This is a genomic window from Paracoccus sp. SJTW-4 (assembly GCF_047716885.1).
In the GTDB taxonomy this organism is placed as follows: domain Bacteria; phylum Pseudomonadota; class Alphaproteobacteria; order Rhodobacterales; family Rhodobacteraceae; genus Paracoccus; species Paracoccus solventivorans.
In genome coordinates, this window is sequence record NZ_CP136681.1 from 694,666 (window position 1) to 711,706 (window position 17,041).

15 protein-coding genes are annotated in these 17,041 nt (G+C 68.6%); 10 read left to right on the plus strand and 5 right to left on the minus strand.

What is annotated here, in order from left to right; genetic code table 11:
* Nucleotides 1-112 precede the first annotated feature (112 nt).
* The 3 genes from gltX (at nt 113) to RSP45_RS03510 (ending at nt 4,452) form a co-directional block, all read left to right on the plus strand.
* Complete coding sequence (gltX, locus tag RSP45_RS03500) at nt 113-1,504, plus strand: glutamate--tRNA ligase (protein WP_415393230.1); 1,392 nt, start codon at nt 113-115, stop codon at nt 1,502-1,504.
* 50 nt (nt 1,505-1,554) lie between these two features.
* Nucleotides 1,555-2,847 (plus strand): citrate synthase, encoded by a 1,293-nt coding sequence (gene gltA, locus RSP45_RS03505; protein ID WP_415393231.1) that lies wholly within the window; start codon nt 1,555-1,557, stop codon nt 2,845-2,847.
* Nucleotides 2,848-3,141: 294 nt separating this feature from the next.
* Nucleotides 3,142-4,452, plus strand: coding sequence for an NAD(P)/FAD-dependent oxidoreductase (locus RSP45_RS03510; RefSeq protein WP_415393232.1), 1,311 nt, complete (start codon nt 3,142-3,144; stop codon nt 4,450-4,452).
* Here the strand turns inward: RSP45_RS03510 and RSP45_RS03515 are convergent.
* The 4 genes from RSP45_RS03515 to folK form a co-directional block, all read right to left on the minus strand.
* Nucleotides 4,449-5,084 carry a DUF2062 domain-containing protein gene (locus RSP45_RS03515; protein ID WP_415393233.1) on the minus strand — a complete coding sequence of 212 codons (636 nt, stop codon included), beginning with the start codon at nt 5,082-5,084 and terminating at the stop codon, nt 4,449-4,451. The two genes, RSP45_RS03510 and RSP45_RS03515, sit on opposite strands and share 4 nt — an antisense overlap.
* A 122-nt stretch (nt 5,085-5,206) precedes the next feature.
* Nucleotides 5,207-7,327, minus strand: coding sequence for a RelA/SpoT family protein (locus RSP45_RS03520; RefSeq protein ID WP_073063430.1), 2,121 nt, complete (start codon nt 7,325-7,327; stop codon nt 5,207-5,209).
* Between the two features lie 22 nt (nt 7,328-7,349).
* On the minus strand, nt 7,350-7,706 hold the full coding sequence (gene rpoZ, locus RSP45_RS03525) for a DNA-directed RNA polymerase subunit omega (RefSeq protein ID WP_073063433.1): 357 nt from the start codon (nt 7,704-7,706) through the stop codon (nt 7,350-7,352).
* A gap of 63 nt (nt 7,707-7,769) precedes the next feature.
* A complete protein-coding gene (gene folK / locus RSP45_RS03530; RefSeq protein WP_415393234.1) occupies nt 7,770-8,339 on the minus strand; it encodes a 2-amino-4-hydroxy-6-hydroxymethyldihydropteridine diphosphokinase in 570 nt (189 codons plus the stop codon).
* 34 nt (nt 8,340-8,373) lie between these two features.
* Between folK and RSP45_RS03535 the strand changes: the two genes are divergently transcribed.
* Nucleotides 8,374-8,943, plus strand: a complete 570-nt coding sequence (locus RSP45_RS03535; RefSeq protein ID WP_073063439.1) for an NYN domain-containing protein — start codon at nt 8,374-8,376, stop codon at nt 8,941-8,943.
* A 130-nt stretch (nt 8,944-9,073) separates the two neighbouring features.
* Nucleotides 9,074-9,787, plus strand: a complete 714-nt coding sequence (locus RSP45_RS03540; protein WP_415393235.1) for a PAS domain-containing protein — start codon at nt 9,074-9,076, stop codon at nt 9,785-9,787.
* A 328-nt stretch (nt 9,788-10,115) separates the two neighbouring features.
* On the opposite strand, the gene RSP45_RS03545 is transcribed toward RSP45_RS03540, so the two are convergent.
* A complete protein-coding gene (locus RSP45_RS03545) occupies nt 10,116-11,537 on the minus strand; it encodes a class II 3-deoxy-7-phosphoheptulonate synthase (protein WP_415393987.1) in 1,422 nt (473 codons plus the stop codon).
* A gap of 249 nt (nt 11,538-11,786) precedes the next feature.
* Here RSP45_RS03545 and RSP45_RS03550 point away from each other — a divergent pair, with 249 nt between their 5' ends.
* The 5 genes from RSP45_RS03550 to RSP45_RS03570 all read left to right on the plus strand — a co-directional run bounded on the left by RSP45_RS03550 (nt 11,787) and on the right by RSP45_RS03570 (nt 17,031).
* Nucleotides 11,787-12,971 carry an ABC transporter substrate-binding protein gene (locus RSP45_RS03550; RefSeq protein WP_415393236.1) on the plus strand — a complete coding sequence of 395 codons (1,185 nt, stop codon included), beginning with the start codon at nt 11,787-11,789 and terminating at the stop codon, nt 12,969-12,971.
* 125 nt (nt 12,972-13,096) lie between these two features.
* A complete protein-coding gene (locus RSP45_RS03555; RefSeq protein WP_415393237.1) occupies nt 13,097-14,281 on the plus strand; it encodes an ABC transporter substrate-binding protein in 1,185 nt (394 codons plus the stop codon).
* 107 nt (nt 14,282-14,388) lie between these two features.
* Complete coding sequence (locus tag RSP45_RS03560) at nt 14,389-15,276, plus strand: ABC transporter ATP-binding protein (protein WP_415393238.1); 888 nt, start codon at nt 14,389-14,391, stop codon at nt 15,274-15,276.
* The gene (locus tag RSP45_RS03565; RefSeq protein WP_415393239.1) at nt 15,276-15,986 is read left to right on the plus strand and encodes an ABC transporter ATP-binding protein; all 711 of its coding nucleotides are present in this window, start codon (nt 15,276-15,278) and stop codon (nt 15,984-15,986) included. The genes RSP45_RS03560 and RSP45_RS03565 overlap by 1 nt, the downstream gene beginning before the upstream one ends.
* A 43-nt stretch (nt 15,987-16,029) precedes the next feature.
* Nucleotides 16,030-17,031, plus strand: a complete 1,002-nt coding sequence (locus tag RSP45_RS03570) for a branched-chain amino acid ABC transporter permease (protein WP_415393240.1) — start codon at nt 16,030-16,032, stop codon at nt 17,029-17,031.
* Nucleotides 17,032-17,041 lie beyond the last annotated feature (10 nt).

Here is a 17,041-nt window from a genome sequence, read left to right on the forward strand (position 1 = left end):
CTTACCCTGAATCCTCGCGTATCCCTGCGCCGATCCTAACCCGGCGGTCCTTAGCAAAAGGTTAACGCCTGTCGCCCACCCGCCGCCCGAACGACCGAAGCAGGACGCAACCATGCAATCACCCCCCGTCGTCACGCGCTTCGCGCCCTCGCCCACCGGCTATCTGCATATCGGCGGCGCGCGCACGGCACTGTTCAACTGGCTTTACGCGCGCGGCCGCGGCGGCAAGTTCCTGCTGCGGATCGAGGATACCGACCGCGCCCGCTCCACCCCCGAGGCGACCGAGGCGATCCTGCAGGGGCTGCGCTGGCTGGGGCTGGACTGGGACGGCGCGCCGGTCAGCCAGTTCGCCCGCGCCGAGCGCCACGCCGAGGTGGCGCGCCAGATGATGGCGGCCGGCACCGCCTATCCCTGCTATACCACCCCGGCCGAGATCGAGGCGTGGCGCGCGGACAATCCCAACCGCCCCTTCGTCAGCCCCTGGCGCGACGCCGACCCCGCGACAAGGCCGGACGCGCCCTATGCGATCCGCCTGCGGGCCCCGCGCGAGGGGGTGACGGTGATCCAGGATGCGGTGCAGGGCGAGGTCACCTTCCGCAACGACCAGCTGGACGACATGGTGCTGCTGCGTTCGGACGGGACACCGACCTATATGCACGCGGTGGTTGTGGACGACCACGACATGGGGATCACCCATATCATCCGCGGCGACGACCACCTGACCAATGCCGCCCGCCAGGCGCAGGTCTATGCGGCGAATGGCTGGGCGCTGCCGGTGTTCGCGCATATCCCGCTGATCCACGGCGCCGACGGCAAGAAACTGTCCAAGCGCCACGGCGCGGTCGGGCTGCATGAATATGCCGCCATGGGCTATCCGGCGGCAGCGATGCGCAACTATCTGGCCCGGTTGGGCTGGAGCCACGGCGACGACGAGCTGTTCGACGACGCACAGGCGCGCGCATGGTTCGACCTGTCGGGAATCGGCAAGGCCCCGGCACGGCTCGACTTCAAGAAGCTCGAACATGTATCGGGGCATCATGTCGCAGCCATGAGCGATGCGGCGCTGCTGGACGAGCTGGCGGGGTTCCTGGCCGCCACCGGCCAGCCGCCGCTGACCCCGCAGCAGCTGGCGTGGCTGACCCCGGCGCTTGCGGTCCTGAAGCAGAAATCCCGCACCCTGCCGCAGCTGCTGGAGCAGGGCCGCTTTGCCCTGATCGAGCGCCCGGTGCAGCAGGACGACAAGGCCGCGGCAGCGCTGGATACGGTGTCCAAAGGTATACTCGGGGATTTGACCGCCGCGATGCAGAATGTTATCTGGGCGCGAGACGACCTGGAGGCGATTGCACAGCGGATAGCCGAGTCGAACGGACTTGGCCTTGGCAAGATCGCGGCCCCGGTGCGGGCGGCACTCGCCGGGCGGACCTCGACCCCGAGCATATTCGACATGATGCTGGCCCTCGGGCGCGACGAAACGCTCGCCCGCCTGGCAGACGCCACGGCGTGAGAGCGCCCATACGCAGCGGCCCGGATGGGCCTCGAGCAAAGGAATATGCGATGGCCGAAGCCAGAACCGCCCGGATTTCGCTGAACGACAAGGATTTCGAGCTGCCGGTCCTGACCCCCACCGTCGGGGCGGAATGTATCGACATCCGCAAGCTTTACGGGCAGGGCAACGTCTTCACCTTCGACCCCGGCTTCACCTCGACCGCGGCCTGCGAAAGCGCCATCACCTATATCGACGGCGACGTGGGCGAGCTGTGGTATCGCGGCTACCCGATCGAGCAGCTGGCCGAGAAGAGCCATTACCTGGAAGTCTGCTACCTGCTGCTGAACGGCGAGCTGCCGAGCGCCGAGCAGATGGAAAAATTCGAGTGGCTGATCACCCACCACACCATGGTGCACGAGCAGCTGCATTACTTCTTCCGCGGGTTCCGCCGCGACAGCCACCCGATGGCGACGCTGGTCGGCGTGGTCGGCGCCATGTCGGCGTTCTACCACGACAGCCTCGACATCAACGACCCGCACCACCGCGAGGTCGCCTCGATCCGGCTGATCGCCAAGCTGCCGACGCTGGCGGCGATGGCGTATAAATATTCGCTGGGCCAGCCCTTCGTCTATCCGAAGAACGACCTCGATTACGCCTCGAACTTCCTGCACATGTGCTTCTCGGTCCCGGCCGAGCCCTATCACGTCGACCCGGCGCTGGCCCGCGCCATGGACCGCATCTTTACCCTGCACGCGGACCACGAACAGAACGCCTCGACCTCGACCGTGCGGCTGGCGGGGTCTTCGGGGGCCAACCCCTTTGCCTGTATCGCAGCCGGCATCGCCTGCCTGTGGGGGCCCGCGCACGGCGGCGCCAACCAGGCCGCGCTGGAAATGCTGCAGGAAATCGGCTCCGTCGACCGCATCCCCGAATATATCAAGCGCGCCAAGGACAAGGACGACCCGTTCCGCCTGATGGGCTTTGGCCACCGCGTCTACAAGAACTTCGACCCGCGCGCGAAGATCATGAAGGAATCGGCCGACGAGGTGCTGGACATCCTCGGGATCGAGAACAACCCGACGCTGCAGGTCGCCAAGGAGCTGGAGCGGATCGCGCTTGAGGACGAATATTTCGTTTCGAAAAAGCTCTATCCGAACGTCGATTTCTATTCCGGCATCATCCTGTCGGCGATGGGCTTCCCGACCTCGATGTTCACCCCGATCTTTGCGCTGTCGCGCACCGTCGGCTGGATTTCGCAGTGGAAGGAAATGCTGGGCGACCCGGACAGCAAGATCGGCCGCCCGCGGCAGCTGTATATCGGCTCGGACCGGCGCGATTACCTGGATGTGGCCAAGCGCTGAGGCTGCTGGAATTATTGGGGAAAAGGGGGCCGGTTCGGTCCCCTTTTTCTTTTGGCGCGCCGGGTTGCGCGGTCGGACCGGGGCGCTGCCCCGGGCCGCTGCCGTGGCCGTCCTCGCTGAAAACAGTCCACCGGACCATCCGGCGGGAAAACAGCCTCGGGGGCTGTTTTCTGATCCGCCTGCTATCCGGGCGCTCGGAAGCCCCGGGATATTTCAGTGATGAAGAAAGAGGCCCTCGGCCATTCCGTTGACCGGGTTGCGGGTGGTAAAGCGGGGCGGAACATGGGGGCGCGCATGAACCTGCTTTTCGCCAATGACCGCCGCGGGGAATATCCGCCCAGCCTGTACGCCGAGCAGAACCCGGCGCTGCCGCCGTTCCCGCCGCTGCGGGGGGATGCGCGGGCCGATGTGGCGGTGGTGGGCGCGGGCTACACCGGGCTGAGCGCGGCGCTGACGCTGGCGCGGGCGGGACGCTCGGTCGTGCTGCTCGAGGCGCAGCGGATGGGCTTTGGCGCCTCGGGGCGCAATGGCGGGCAGATGGGCTCGGGGCAGCGGCTCGAGGTGGACAAGCTGGAACGGATGGCCGGGCGCACGGCGGCGCGGCGGCTGTGGGACATGGCCGAGGAGGCCAAGTCCCTGACCCGTGTCTTGGCGGCCGAGGCCGGGGTGACGGTCCATCCCGGCATCGCCCATGCCGCCCGCAATCCCCGCGAGGTCCGCCATGCGCATGAAAACGCCGAGCGTCTGGCCCGCGATTATGGCTATGCGCTGATCGAGCCGCTGGATGCGGCCGGGCTGCGGGCACTGGTGAAATCGCCGCTGTATGCGGGGGGCGATCTCGACCGCGGCGCCGGGCATCTGGACCCGCTGGCGCTGGCGCTGGGGCTGGCGCGGCTGGCCGCAGCGGCGGGCGTGCGCATCCACGAGGGCGCCCATGTCCATGCCATCAGCCACGCGCGGCGCGCGGGCGAGACCTCGATCGTGCAGACCGGCACCGGTCGGGTGCTCTGCGATCACGTCATCCTGGCCGCGAACGGCTATCTGGGGCATCTGGACATGGGCGTCGCCGCCCGCGTCATGCCGATCAACAATTTCGTTGTCGCGACCGAGCCGCTGGGCGCCCGCGCCGACGATATCCTGGGGGAAAACATCGCCGTCCACGACACCCGCTTCGTGGTGAACTACTGGCGGCTGAGCGAGGACCGGCGGCTGGTGTTCGGCGGCGGCGAGAGCCTCGGCTATCGCTTTCCGCGCGACATCGCCGCCAAGGTGCGCCGCCCGCTGGAACAGGTCTATCCGCAGCTGAAGGGGGTGCGCATCACCCATGGCTGGGGCGGCACGCTGGCGATCACCATGAACCGGATGCCGTATTTCGCGCGCCCCGCCCCGAACTGCCTGTCGGCCAGCGGGTTTTCCGGGCACGGGGTGGCGCTAGCCAATCTCTCCGGCAAGCTGATGGCGCAGGCGGTGATCGGCCAGTCCGAGGGGTTCGAGACCATGGCCGCCCTACCCCTGCCCGCCTTTCCCGGCGGCGCGGCGCTGCGCTGGCCGCTGCTGGTCGCCGGCATGGGCTGGTATTCGTTGCGCGACCGGCTGGGGGTCTAGCGGCCCTCGCCGCTGTCCTCGCCCCCGGGGTGGGCAGAGGCGTGGCGGCGGGCGATGCGTTGCAGCTTGCGCCGGTGGTAGGTGCGCACCAGCGGCACGGTCAGGTAGTGGAACACCGTCGCCGCGATCAGCCCGGGGATGAGGCCGCCCACCAGATAGGGCAGGAAGATGCCGTTGAAGAACGCCAGCAGCCGGTCCCACTCGGCCACCCGCCCGTCGAAGATCGACATGAAATTATGCCACAGCTGCCCGCTTGCGGCGGTAAAGGCGGCCATGATCACCCCGGGCGACATGCTGCCCGGCACCCCCAGCATCCAGCGCCCCAGCCCCACCGAGGTCACCGCGATGATCGGGATGGTCACCGGGTTGCCGACCAGCGTTCCCAGCACCGCGGCGATCAGATTGCCGCGCATCAGCCAGGCCAGCGCCAGCCCGCCCAGCAGATGCGCGCCGAACAGCGGGGTGAAGCTGATGAACACCCCCGCCGCCACCCCGCGGCCGATCCGGCTGGGCTCGTCGGGCAGGCGGCGGACCCGGTGCACGATATAGCGCACCGCCCGCGACCAGCCGCCCCGCGGATAGACGATATCGCTGGCGAGCTGCGAATAGCTGCGTGGCTTGCGCTTGAACACCCGGCGCGCCCCTTTTCGGATAAACCCGGATCAATGAACCAGCCGCACCCCGCGGCTGCAACCCGGAAAGCCGGGAAAATCCCCCGCGCGCCCCCGCGCGGGATGCCTTGCCCCGCCCCGGCCTAGAACCGCGCCGAGGGGTCGCGGATGCGCGCCACCTGCGCCACGTCCGGCTCGGCGTCCAAGGCGGTCAGCAGCGCGTGCAGATGCTCGCGGTCGCGCAGCTCCACGTCGATGCGCAGCCGGTAGAAATCGGGCTTGCGGTCCAGGAACTCGAGGTCCGAGATATTCGCCCCCTGCGCCCCGATCAGCGTGCAGATCCGCCCCAGCACCCCGGCGTCGTGGCGGATGGTCAGCCCCAGCCGCGAGGAATAAACCGGCGGGTGCCGCCCCTCGCGCCAGCGCAGGTCGACCCAGCGCTCGGGCTGGGCCTCGAAATCGGCCAACACCGGGCAGTCGATGGCGTGGATCACCACCCCCTTGCCGCGATAGGTGATGCCGACGATGCGTTCCCCCGGCAGCGGATCGCAGCAGGGGGCGCGGGTGAACTCCTGATCGGCCTCAAGCCCGGCGACGGCGCGGGTGGCGTCGATCTCCTCCTCGGCCGGGGTCAGGTCGGGATAGAGCGCACGGATCAGCTCTTGCGCCGACATCTCGGCCGAACCGATGCGTGCCAGCATCTCGTCCACGTTCGGCAGCGCCAGCGTCTTGGCGGCGGCGCGCAGCGCCTTGTCGGTGGCCTTGCGGTTGACGTGCTCGAAGGCGACGCGCACCAGCTCCGACCCGAGCCGGATGAAGCGCGAGCGGTCCTCCTCGCGCAGGCTGCGCCGGATCGCGGCCTTGGCGCGCCCGGTCACCACGATGTCCAGCCAGGTCGCCTGCGGCCGCTGCCCCGAGGCCGAGATGATGTCCACCGCCTGCCCGTTCTTGAGCCGGGTCCACAGCGGCACCCGGATCCCGTCCACCTTGGCGCCGACGCAGCTGTTGCCCAGCCGCGTGTGGATCGCATAGGCAAAATCGATCGGCGTCGCCCCCTTGGGCAGCTGGATGACGTCGCCGCGCGGGGTGAAGCAGAACACCTGGTCCTGATACATCTCGAGCTTCACATGCTCGAGGAACTCGTCGTGGTCTTCCTCGCCGAAACGCTCGGTCAGGCTGGCCAGCCACTCGCCCGGATCGACCGCAAAGGGGTTCTTGCTGCGCACCCCGTCGCGATAGGCCCAATGCGCGGCGACGCCGGCCTCGGCCACCTCGTGCATGGCGCGGGTGCGGATCTGCACTTCGACCCGCGTGCCGTCGCGGGTGGAAACGGTGGTGTGGATCGAGCGGTAGCCGTTCGACTTGGGCTGGCTGATGTAGTCCTTGAACCGGCCCGGCACCATCCGCCACTTGCGGTGGATGATCCCCAGCGTGCGGTAGCAATCGGCTTCAGAGCGGGTGATGATGCGGAATCCGTAGATGTCGGACAGGCGGCTGAACGCCAGCTGCTTTTCCTGCATCTTGCGCCAGACGCTGAACGGACGCTTGGCGCGGCCGAAGACCTCGGCCTCGACCCCCTCGGCGTCCAGCGTGGCGCGGATGTCGGCGGTGATCTGCGGGATCACGTCGCCGTTTTCCTTTTGCAGCACCACGAAGCGGCGGATGATCGAGTTGCGCGCCTCGGGGTTGATGACCTTGAAGGCCAGGTCCTCGAGCTCCTCGCGCATCCACTGCATCCCCATGCGCCCGGCCAGCGGCGCAAAGATGTCCATGGTCTCGCGCGCCTTCTGCACCTGTTTTTCCGGGCGCATCGACTTGATGGTGCGCATGTTGTGCAGCCGGTCGGCCAGCTTGACCAGGATCACGCGAAGATCGCGCGACATGGCCATGAAAAGCTTGCGGAAGTTTTCGGCCTGCTTGGAATGCGCACCCGACAGCTGCAGGTTGGTCAGCTTGGTGACCCCGTCCACCAGATCGGCGATCTCGCGCCCGAAGATCTGGGCCACGTCGGTCCAGGTGGAACGCGTGTCCTCGATGGTGTCGTGCAGCAGCGCGGTGATGATGGTGGCATCGTCCAGCCGCATCTCGGTCAGGATGGCGGCGACGGCGACGGGATGGGTGAAATAGGGTTCGCCCGAGTGGCGGAACTGCCCCTCGTGCATCCGGCGGCCATAGTCGAAGGCCTGCCGGATCAGTTCCGCATTGGTCCGCGGGTTGTAGTTGCGGACCAGTGCGATCAGGTCTTCGACGTCGAATCTTTCCAACCGAGATACCGCCCGGCTGCCGTCAGTTGCGGCCCTGCGCTTCCAGCATCATCCGCAGCATCCGTTCCTCGGATTCCTCGTCGGCGGGCTTGGGACGGTCGATCTCGGCCCCCAGCAGCAGCGCCATCGCGTCCTCTTCGGGCTCGTCGACCTCGATCTGGGTCTGGGTCTGCTCGATCATCCGCTCGCGCAGGTCGTCGACGGGCTGGGTCTCGTCCGCGATCTCGCGCAGGGCGATCACCGGGTTCTTGTCGTTGTCGGGGTCGACCGTCGCGGGCGAGCCGGCCGAGATCTCGCGGGCGCGATGGGCGGCCAGCAGGACCAGGTCAAATCGGTTGGGAACCTTGTCGACGCAATCCTCGACTGTCACGCGGGCCATGGCATACCTCTGCGAATCGGCTGAAGGGCAAGGTGGCATATGTGGGCGCCACCCCGGGCAATGTCAAGCAAGCGGCGCCATGCCGGCCAGCCCCGGCGGCCCCAGCGCCGCCAGCATCGCGGCCACGGTGCGGCCGGTGCGGGGGTGGCGCCACTGCGGCGCGATCTCGGCCAGCGGCGCCAGCACGAAGCCGCGGTCCTGCAGCCGCGGATGCGGCAGGATCAGCCGGTCCGGGGTCAGGCGCTGCTGCTGGTCCGGCGGCAGCGCCCGCCAGCGGTCCTGTTCGGCGCCATCGGGCAGCACCAGATCGCCCACCGCCAGCAGGTCGATGTCAATCACCCGCGCCCCCCAGCGGCCGCCGTCGCGCACCCGCCCCAGCGCCGCCTCCACCCGGTGAGCCGCCGCCAGCAGCGCGGGCGCCGGCTGCGCCGACCGCAGCGCCGCCGCCGCGTTGACGTAATCGGGGCCGGAACCGGGCGGAAAGGCCGGGGTTTTCCAGAAGCGGCTGACCCGGGTGGCGGGCAGCCCCTCGGCCGCCAGCGCGCGCAGCGCGGCGCGCAGCCCGGCCTCGCGGGCACCTGTCGAAGAAAACAGGTTTGCACCCAAGGCCAGCAGCACTAGATTGTCCGACATATTTCCTATTTCCAGAGCTTTGGGAGACAAGACGTTGTTCTACAAGGACGATCGGCTAGCGCTGTTCATCGACGGATCGAACCTTCACGCGGCCGCAAAGTCGTTGGGGTTCGACATTGATTACAAGCTTTTGCGTCAGGAGTTCGAGCGCCGGGGCAAGCTGACCCGCGCCTATTACTATACCGCGCTGCTGGAAAGCGAGGAATATTCCCCGATCCGGCCGCTGATCGACTGGCTGACCTACAACGGTTTCGCCATCGTCACCAAGCCGGCGCGGGAATACACCGACTCGATGGGCCGGCGCCGGATCAAGGGCAACATGGATGTCGAGCTGACCGTCGACGCGCTGCAGCTGGCGCCGCATCTGGACCACGCGGTGGTGTTTTCCGGCGACGGCGACCTGCGCCCGATGATCGAGGCGCTGCAGCGGCAGGGGGTGCGGGTTTCCGTGGTCTCGACCCTGCGCAGCCAGCCGCCGATGATCGCCGACGAGCTGCGCCGCCAGGCCGACAATTTCATCGAGCTGGACGCGCTGCGCGACATCATCGGCCGCCCCCCGCGCGAGCCGCGCGAGCCCGAAGCCGACGCCCTGGCCGAGCCCTGAGCTTCCCCCAGCCGCGCCGGCACAGGCTGCGGCTGAAACCCGCCCGGCTTAACCCTTCGTCAATATTTTCCGAGACGGCCGCCGCCGCACCATATAGACACTGGGATCATACGAGTGGGATTCTGGTGCAATGGACGAGAACGACCGGTCCGCCCCGGCCAGCGACGGCCCGCCGCGGGTGCTGCACCTGCCGGATTTCGACCGGCAGTCGCCGGCGCGGGTGCTGGCGGGGGTCCGCCGCTATTGGGATTCGCTGCGCCAGGGCCGGGCGGTGCCGTCGCGGCAGGACATCACCCCCATGGGGCTGCACCCGGCGCTGGACTTCGCCTTCATCATTGAACGCATCGCGCCGGGCGCGGCGCGGTTCCGGCTGGCCGGGCGGCATCTGATCGACCTGATGGGGATGGAGGTGCGGGGGATGCCGCTGTGCGCGGTGATGCAGCCGGGGTCGCGCGGGCGCATCTCGGACGTGCTGGAAACCGTGTTCCAAGGGCCGCAGATCGCCGAGATCACCCTGCATTCCCCCGCCGCCTACGGCCGCCCCGAGCTGGCGGGCCGGATGCTGCTGCTGCCGCTGCGCTCGGATCTGGGCGACGTGACCCGGGCGCTGGGGTGCCTGGTGACCGAGGGCCCGATGGGGATGGCGCCGCGGCGCTTCGACCTGATATCCGACCGCGCCGACCCGGTGATCGAGGGCGCGCGGGTGCTGGTGCCCTCGCCCTCGCCGCAGGGCTTCGCCGAGCCGCCGGTGCCCTGGAACCCCGCCGCCCCCCGCCGCGCCATCCGCGAGGATGAGACCCCCGAGGAACGCCGGGCGCGGTTCCGGGTGATCTCGGAGGACTGAGGAGTCCGCGTCGGGCGGGCCCGTCCGCAGCGCCCTGCCCGCCGCATTCCTCCGGCCCTCCGCACGCGGAAGTCCACCCGTAGAGCAGCCGGCCCGCACCGACCAACCAGCGCCGCCCCTGCTCCCGGCGTCATATCCTCGGCACACCTGCGGACATTGCAAGCGACGCGCCCCGCCGCCACCCTGCAAAACGGCAGCTGCTTCTTTCTGGCCCAAATACCCATGCTCCGGCGACGCAGGCGCGGCCGGGCATCTTGTCCTCTGCCCCGCCAAAAACAAAACGGCGCGCCCCGGGGGACGCGCCGTCGGCAATTGCAGGGGTGCCGGCTCAGCCCACGTCGCGCAGGGCGGCGGGGGTGCGGGTGCGGCGGGCGCGCAGTTCCTCGGCCACCAGGAAGGCCAGCTCCAGCGACTGGCTGGCGTTCAGCCGCGGGTCGCAGGCGGTGTGATAGCGCGAGGACAGGTCCTCGTCGGTGACCGCGCGCACGCCGCCGGTGCATTCGGTCACGTCCTTGCCGGTCATCTCGAAATGCACGCCGCCCGGCACCGTGCCCTCGGCCTGGTGGACGGCGAAGAACTCGCGCACCTCGCGCAGCACGGAATCGAACGGCCGGGTCTTGTAGCCCGAGGCCGACTTGATGGTGTTGCCGTGCATCGGGTCGCAGCACCAGACCACCTCGGCGCCTTCCTCCTGCACGGCGCGGACCAGCCGCGGCAGGTGGTCGCCGACCGAGCCGGCGCCGAACCGCGCGATCAGCGTCAGCCGCCCCGGCTCGTTTTGCGGGTTCAGCCGCGCCAGCAGCGCCTTGAGGTCGTCGGTGGTGATCGAGGGGCCGCATTTCAGCCCGATCGGGTTCTGCACGCCGCGGCAGAATTCCACATGCGCGCCGTCGACCTGGCGGGTGCGGTCGCCGATCCACAGCATGTGCCCCGACCCCGCCACCGGCAGGCCGCTGGTCGAATCGATCCGGGCCAGCGCCTCTTCGTATTCCAGCAGCAGGGCTTCGTGGCTGGTGTAGAACTCGACCGTGCCCAGCTCATGCGCGGTGTCCGAGCTGACCCCGGCCGCCTGCATGAAGGCCATCGCGTCGGAAATGCGGTCGGCGATGTCGCGATAGCGCGCGGCCTCGGGGCCGTCGGTGAAATCGGCGATCCAGCTTTGCACGCGGTGGATGTCGGCATAGCCGCCGGTCGAAAACGCGCGCAGCAGGTTCAGGCTGGCGGCGGCCTGGGTATAGGCCTGCAGCATCCGCACCGGGTCGGGCACCCGCGCCGCGGCGGTGAAGTCGAAGCCGTTGATGATGTCGCCGCGGTAGCTGGGCAGCTCCTGCCCGTCCATCACCTCGGTCGGGGCGCTGCGCGGCTTGGCGAACTGCCCGGCCATGCGACCGACCTTGACCACCGGCAGCTGCGCGCCCCAGGTCAGCACCACCGCCATCTGCAGCATCACCTTGAAGGTGTCGCGGATGTTGTCGGCCGAGAACTCGGCGAAGCTTTCGGCGCAGTCGCCCCCCTGCAGCAGGAAGCGGCGCCCGCGCGCGACATCGGCCAGCTGCGACTTCAGCCGCCGCGCCTCGCCGGCAAAGACCAGCGGCGGAAACCGGGTCAGCTGCGCCTCGACCGCGCGCACCGCATCCGCGTCGGGATAATCCGGCATCTGGATCCGCGGCCGGGCGCGCCAGCCGTCGCGCTGCCAGTCGGTCGCCGGCGCGGCGGCGCGGGCGGTGGCGTTGCGGGCGGTATCGTGCATCTGCGGCATGGCTGCATCCTCTTGCGGGTTGCAGTCTTATAAGGAGGATGCGGCCCGGTTCAAAGCCCCCTGCCCGCCGCAGCCGTCCATTGCGTGCCGCATGTGGCCCCGACGGGCCGCCCGCGGCATCGGCGGCGCCCCGCGTCCCCCGCCGGAACGGCAGGCCTTTGCCATAACAGACCGCTTTTCTTTCAAAACACCCCGTCCTACTGTCACCCTAGGGACGAATGTCCGATAGGGAGAATATTCATGAAGAAACTGCTTCTGGCCACGGCCACGCTGGCGCTGTCGGCGGGGCTCGCCTCGGCCGAAGAGGTCAAGATCGGCCTGTCGCTGGGCTTTACCGGCCCGCTCGAATCGCTGGCGCCGAACATGGCCAGCGGTGCGGAACTGGCCGTCAAGGAAGTCAGCGACTCCGGCAAGCTGCTGGATGGCAGCACGGTGATCGCGGTGCGCGCCGACAACACCTGCACCGACGCCGCCGCCTCGGTCGCGGCGGTCGAGCGGCTGGTGACCTCGGACAAGGTCAACGGGATCATGGGCGGCATGTGCTCGGGCGAGACCATCGCCAGCCTGGAACGGGTGGGCGTGCCGAACGGGATGGTGATGATCTCGCCCTCGGCCACCTCGCCGGCGCTGACCGACATCGAGGACCAGGGGTTCTTCTTCCGCACCTCGCCGTCGGATTCGCGGCAGGGCGAGGTGATGGCCGACATCACCCTGGAACACGGCATCCAGTCGGTGGCGATCACCTATACCAACAACGACTATGGCAAGGGGCTGGCCGAATCCTTCAAGACCGCGTTCGAGGCCAAGGGCGGCACGGTCACGATGATTTCCGCCCATGACGACGGCAAGGCCGATTATTCGGCCGAGGTCGGCGCGCTGGCCGCCGCCGGCGGGGACGCGCTGGCGGTGGTGGGCTATGTCGACCAGGGCGGGTCCGGCGTGATGCGCGGCGTGCTGGACGCGGGCGCGTTCGACACCTTCGTCCTGCCTGACGGCATGGTCGGCCAGCCGGTCGTCGACCGCTTCGGCACCGAGCTGGAGAAATCCTTCGGCCAGAACCCGGCCGCCGAGGGCGAGGGCCGCGACAAGTTCGTGGAACTGGCCCAGGCCGCGGGGTTCGACGGCACCTCGGCGTTTGCAGCGGAATCCTATGACGCGACGGCGCTGATGCTGCTGGCGATGCAGGCGGCCGGGTCCAGCGACCCGCGCGTCTACAAGGACAAGGTGATGGAGGTCGCCAACGCGCCGGGCGAAAAGATCGGCCCCGGCGACCTGGCGCGCGGGCTCGAGCTGATCGCCGCCGGGCAGGACATCGACTATGACGGCGCCTCGGCCGTCGAGTTCGTGGAGCCCGGCGAAAGCGCCGGCACCTATCGCGAGGTCGATTTCAAGGGCGGCACGCTGAACGCGGTCCGCACCCGCTGATCGCTTGCCACAGCCCCGGCCGGACGCTCCGGCCGGGGTTTTTGCCCCCCGCACACAGGCGGCGGGCCAACAGGGACGCAACCGGCACCAAAACGACCGGGCCCCGCAACCAACAGGAGAAACGCATGAACCGTTTTCTGATCGCGACGGCAGTGCTGGCGCTGACCGCCGGCGGCGCGCTGGCCGAGGAGATCAAGCTGGGCATCTCGCTGGGCTTCACCGGCCCGCTGGAATCCATGGCCCCGCCGATGGCCAATGCCGCCGAGCTGGCGATGAAGGAGGTCACCGACTCGGGCAAGCTGCTGGACGGCAGCACGGTGACCGCGGTGCGCGCCGACAACACCTGCGCGGATGCCGCGGCCTCGGTCGCGGCGGTCGAGCGGCTGGTGACATCCGAAAGGGTGAATGGCATCGTCGGCGGCATGTGCTCGGGCGAGACCATCGCCAGCCTGGAACGGGTGGGCGTGCCGAACGGCATGGTGATGATCGCGCCCTCGGCGACCTCGCCCGCGCTGTCCACCATCGAGGACAAGGGCTTCTTCTTCCGCACCTCGCCGTCGGACGCGCGGCAGGGCGAGGTGATGGCCGACATCATCACCGACCGCGGGCTCAAGTCGGTGGCGGTCAGCTATACCAACAACGATTACGGCAAGGGGCTGGCGGATTCCTTCGTCTCGGCCTTCGAGGCCAAGGGCGGCTCGATCACGATGAACGCGGCCCATGACGACGGCAAGGCCGATTATTCGGCCGAGGTCGCGGCGCTGGCCGCCGCCGGTGGCGAGGCGCTGGTGGTCGCGGGCTATGTCGATCAGGGCGGTTCCGGCATCGTGCGGGGGGCGCTGGATTCGGGGGCGTTCGACACCTTCGTGTTCACCGACGGCATGGTGACGCAGGCGCTGGTCGACAAGTTCGGGACCGAGCTGGAACATTCCTTCGGCCAGAACCCTTCGGCCGAGGGCGAGGGCCGCGACGCCTTCATCGCGCTGGCGGCCGAGGCGGGGTTCGACGGCTCTGACGCCTTTGCCGCCGAAGCCTATGACGCGGCGGCGCTGATCATGCTGGCGATGCAGGCGGCCGGGTCCACCGATCCGCGGGTCTACAAGGACAAGGTGATGGAGGTCGCCAACGCGCCGGGCGAAAAGATCAACCCGGGCGAACTGGCGCGCGGGCTGGAACTGCTGGCCGCAGGTCAGGATATCGACTATGTCGGCGCCTCGGCGGTCGAGCTGGTGGGCGGCGGCGAAAGCGCCGGCACCTATCGCGAGGTCGACTACAAGGGCGGCGTGCTGAACGTGGTCGCCACCCGCTAGCCCCCGTGACGCAAGGTCCGCGGTGCCCTTTTGCGGGCGCCGCGGCGGTTTTGCTTGGCGGATTGGCAATGTGCCGCTAGGCAGCGCGCGGGAGAATCGGAGCAAGCATGATCGAGGTCCATGACCTTCACCGGCATTTCGGCGGCTTTCGGGCCGTGGACGGTGCCAGCCTGACCATTCGCAAGGGGTCGATCACCGGGCTGATCGGCCCGAACGGCGCCGGGAAATCGACGCTGTTCAACGTGATCGCCGGAGTGCTGCCGCCGACATCGGGCCGGGTGCTGATGGCGGGCGAGGACATCACCGGCCTGGCCCCGCACCAGCTGTTCCACAAGGGACTGTTGCGCACCTTCCAGATGGCGCATGAGTTCGGCTCGATGAGCGTGCGGGAAAACCTGATGATGGTGCCCCCCGGCCAGTCGGGCGAGACGCTGTGGAACACCTGGTTCGGACGCCGGCGCATCGCGGGCGAGGAACGCGCCCTGCGCGCCCGCGCCGACGAGGTGCTGGATTTCCTGACCATCTCGCACGTGGCCGAGGAAAAGGCCGGCAACCTCTCCGGCGGGCAGAAGAAGCTGCTGGAGCTGGGCCGCTGCATGATGGTCGATGCCCGCATCGTGTTTCTGGACGAGGTCGGGGCCGGGGTGAACCGCACGCTGCTGATGACCATCGCTGACGCGATCATCCGGCTGAACCGCGAACGCGGCTACACCTTCTGCGTGATCGAGCACGACATGGATTTCATCGGCAAGCTCTGCGACCCGGTGATCGTCATGGCCGAGGGCAAGGTGCTGGCCGAGGGCCCGGCCGACAGCATCATGGCCAACGAGGCGGTGATCGAGGCCTATCTGGGCCGCGGGCTGAAGAACAAGGTCAAGGCCGAGGCCGAAGAGGAAAGCCGCTTCGGCGAAAGCCACGGTTTCCAGCCGGGGCTGGGCGACGAGGCCGGACAGGGCGGCGACGGGCAGCCCGCGCGGCCTCACGGGGGCATGTGATGGACAACGCCTATCTTTCCGCGACGGGGATGCGCGGCGGCTATGGCAAGGCCGACATCCTGAACGGCTGCGACATCTCGGTCGGGCGCGGCCAGATCGCGGTGATCGTCGGCCCCAACGGCGCCGGCAAATCCACCGCGATGAAGGCGGTGTTCGGGATGCTGGACCTGCGCGAGGGCACGGTTCTGCTGGACGGGCAGGACATCGGCGGGCTGTCGCCGCAGGACCGGGTCCGCCGCGGCATGGGGTTCGTGCCGCAGGTCGCCAACGTCTTCCCGACCATGACGGTCGAGGAAAACCTGGAAATGGGCGCCTATATCCGCGACGACGATTTCCGCGACACCATGGAACAGGTCTACCAGCTGTTCCCCGCCGTCGCCGACAAGCGCCGCCAGCACGCGGGAGAGCTGTCGGGCGGCCAGCGCCAGCAGGTCGCCGTCGGCCGGGCGCTGATGACCCGGCCCAGCCTGCTGATGCTGGACGAACCGACCGCAGGCGTCAGCCCCATCGTCATGGACGAGCTGTTCGACCGCATCATCGAGATCGCCCGCACCGGGATTTCCATCCTGATGGTGGAACAGAACGCCCGCCAGGCGCTGGAAATCGCCGACATCGGCTATGTGCTGGTGCAGGGCGCCAACCGCTATACCGGCACCGGCGCCGAGCTGATGGCCGACCCCGAGGTGCGCCGCACCTTCCTGGGGGGTTGAGCATGGCCAGAACGCACCGGACAGCCGCAACGAGAGGCCACCGATGGACCTGCTGAACGCGCTCGTCACCTTTCTGAACTTCGTCTTCATCCCCGCCTCGGCCTATGGGGCGCAGCTGGCGCTGGGGGCGCTGGGGGTGACGCTGATCTACGGGATCCTGCGGTTTTCCAACTTTGCCCATGGCGACACCATGGCCTTCGGCACCGCCATGGTGATCCTGCTGACCTGGGGGCTGCAGGCGCTGGGGATCACGCTGGGGCCGCTGCCCACCGCGCTGCTGGCGCTGCCGCCGGCCATCGCGCTGACCGCGGCGCTGGCGCTGCTGACCGACCGCTGGGTCTATCGCCATTACCGCCGCATCAAGGCAGCGCCGATCGTGGTGGTGATGGCCTCGGTCGGGGTGATGTTCGTGATGAACGGGCTGACCCGCATCGTGATCGGGGTGGGCGAGATCAATTTCGCCGACGGCGCCCGCTTTGTCGTCACCGTGCCGCAGTTCAGGGCGATGACCGGACTGACCGAGGGGCTGTCGCTACGCACCACCCAGGCGATCACCCTGGTGATCGCGGCGCTGTCGGTCTGGGCGCTGTTCGTGTTCCTGAACCGCACCCGCGCCGGCAAGGCCATGCGCGCCTATGCCGACAACGAGGATCTGGCGCTGCTGTCGGGCATCGACCCCGACCGGGTGGTGCGGCTGACCTGGATCATCGCCATTGCGCTGGCGGTGATGGCCGGCACGCTGTACGGCCTCGACAAGACCTTCAAGGCGTTCAACTATTTCCAGATCTTGCTGCCGATCTTTGCCGCCGCCATCGTGGGGGGTCTGGGCAACCCGGTCGGCGCCATCGCCGGCGGCTTCCTGATCGCCTTTTCCGAGGTCGCGCTGACCTATCCGTGGAAGAAGGTGGCCGAGTATCTGGGGTTCGAGCCGAGCGGGCTGCTGCAGATGCTGGGCACGGAATACAAGCTGGCGATCAGCTTCGTCATCCTGATCGTCGTGCTGCTGGTGCGCCCCACGGGGCTGTTCCGCGGCAAGGCCTACTGAGCGAAAGGGG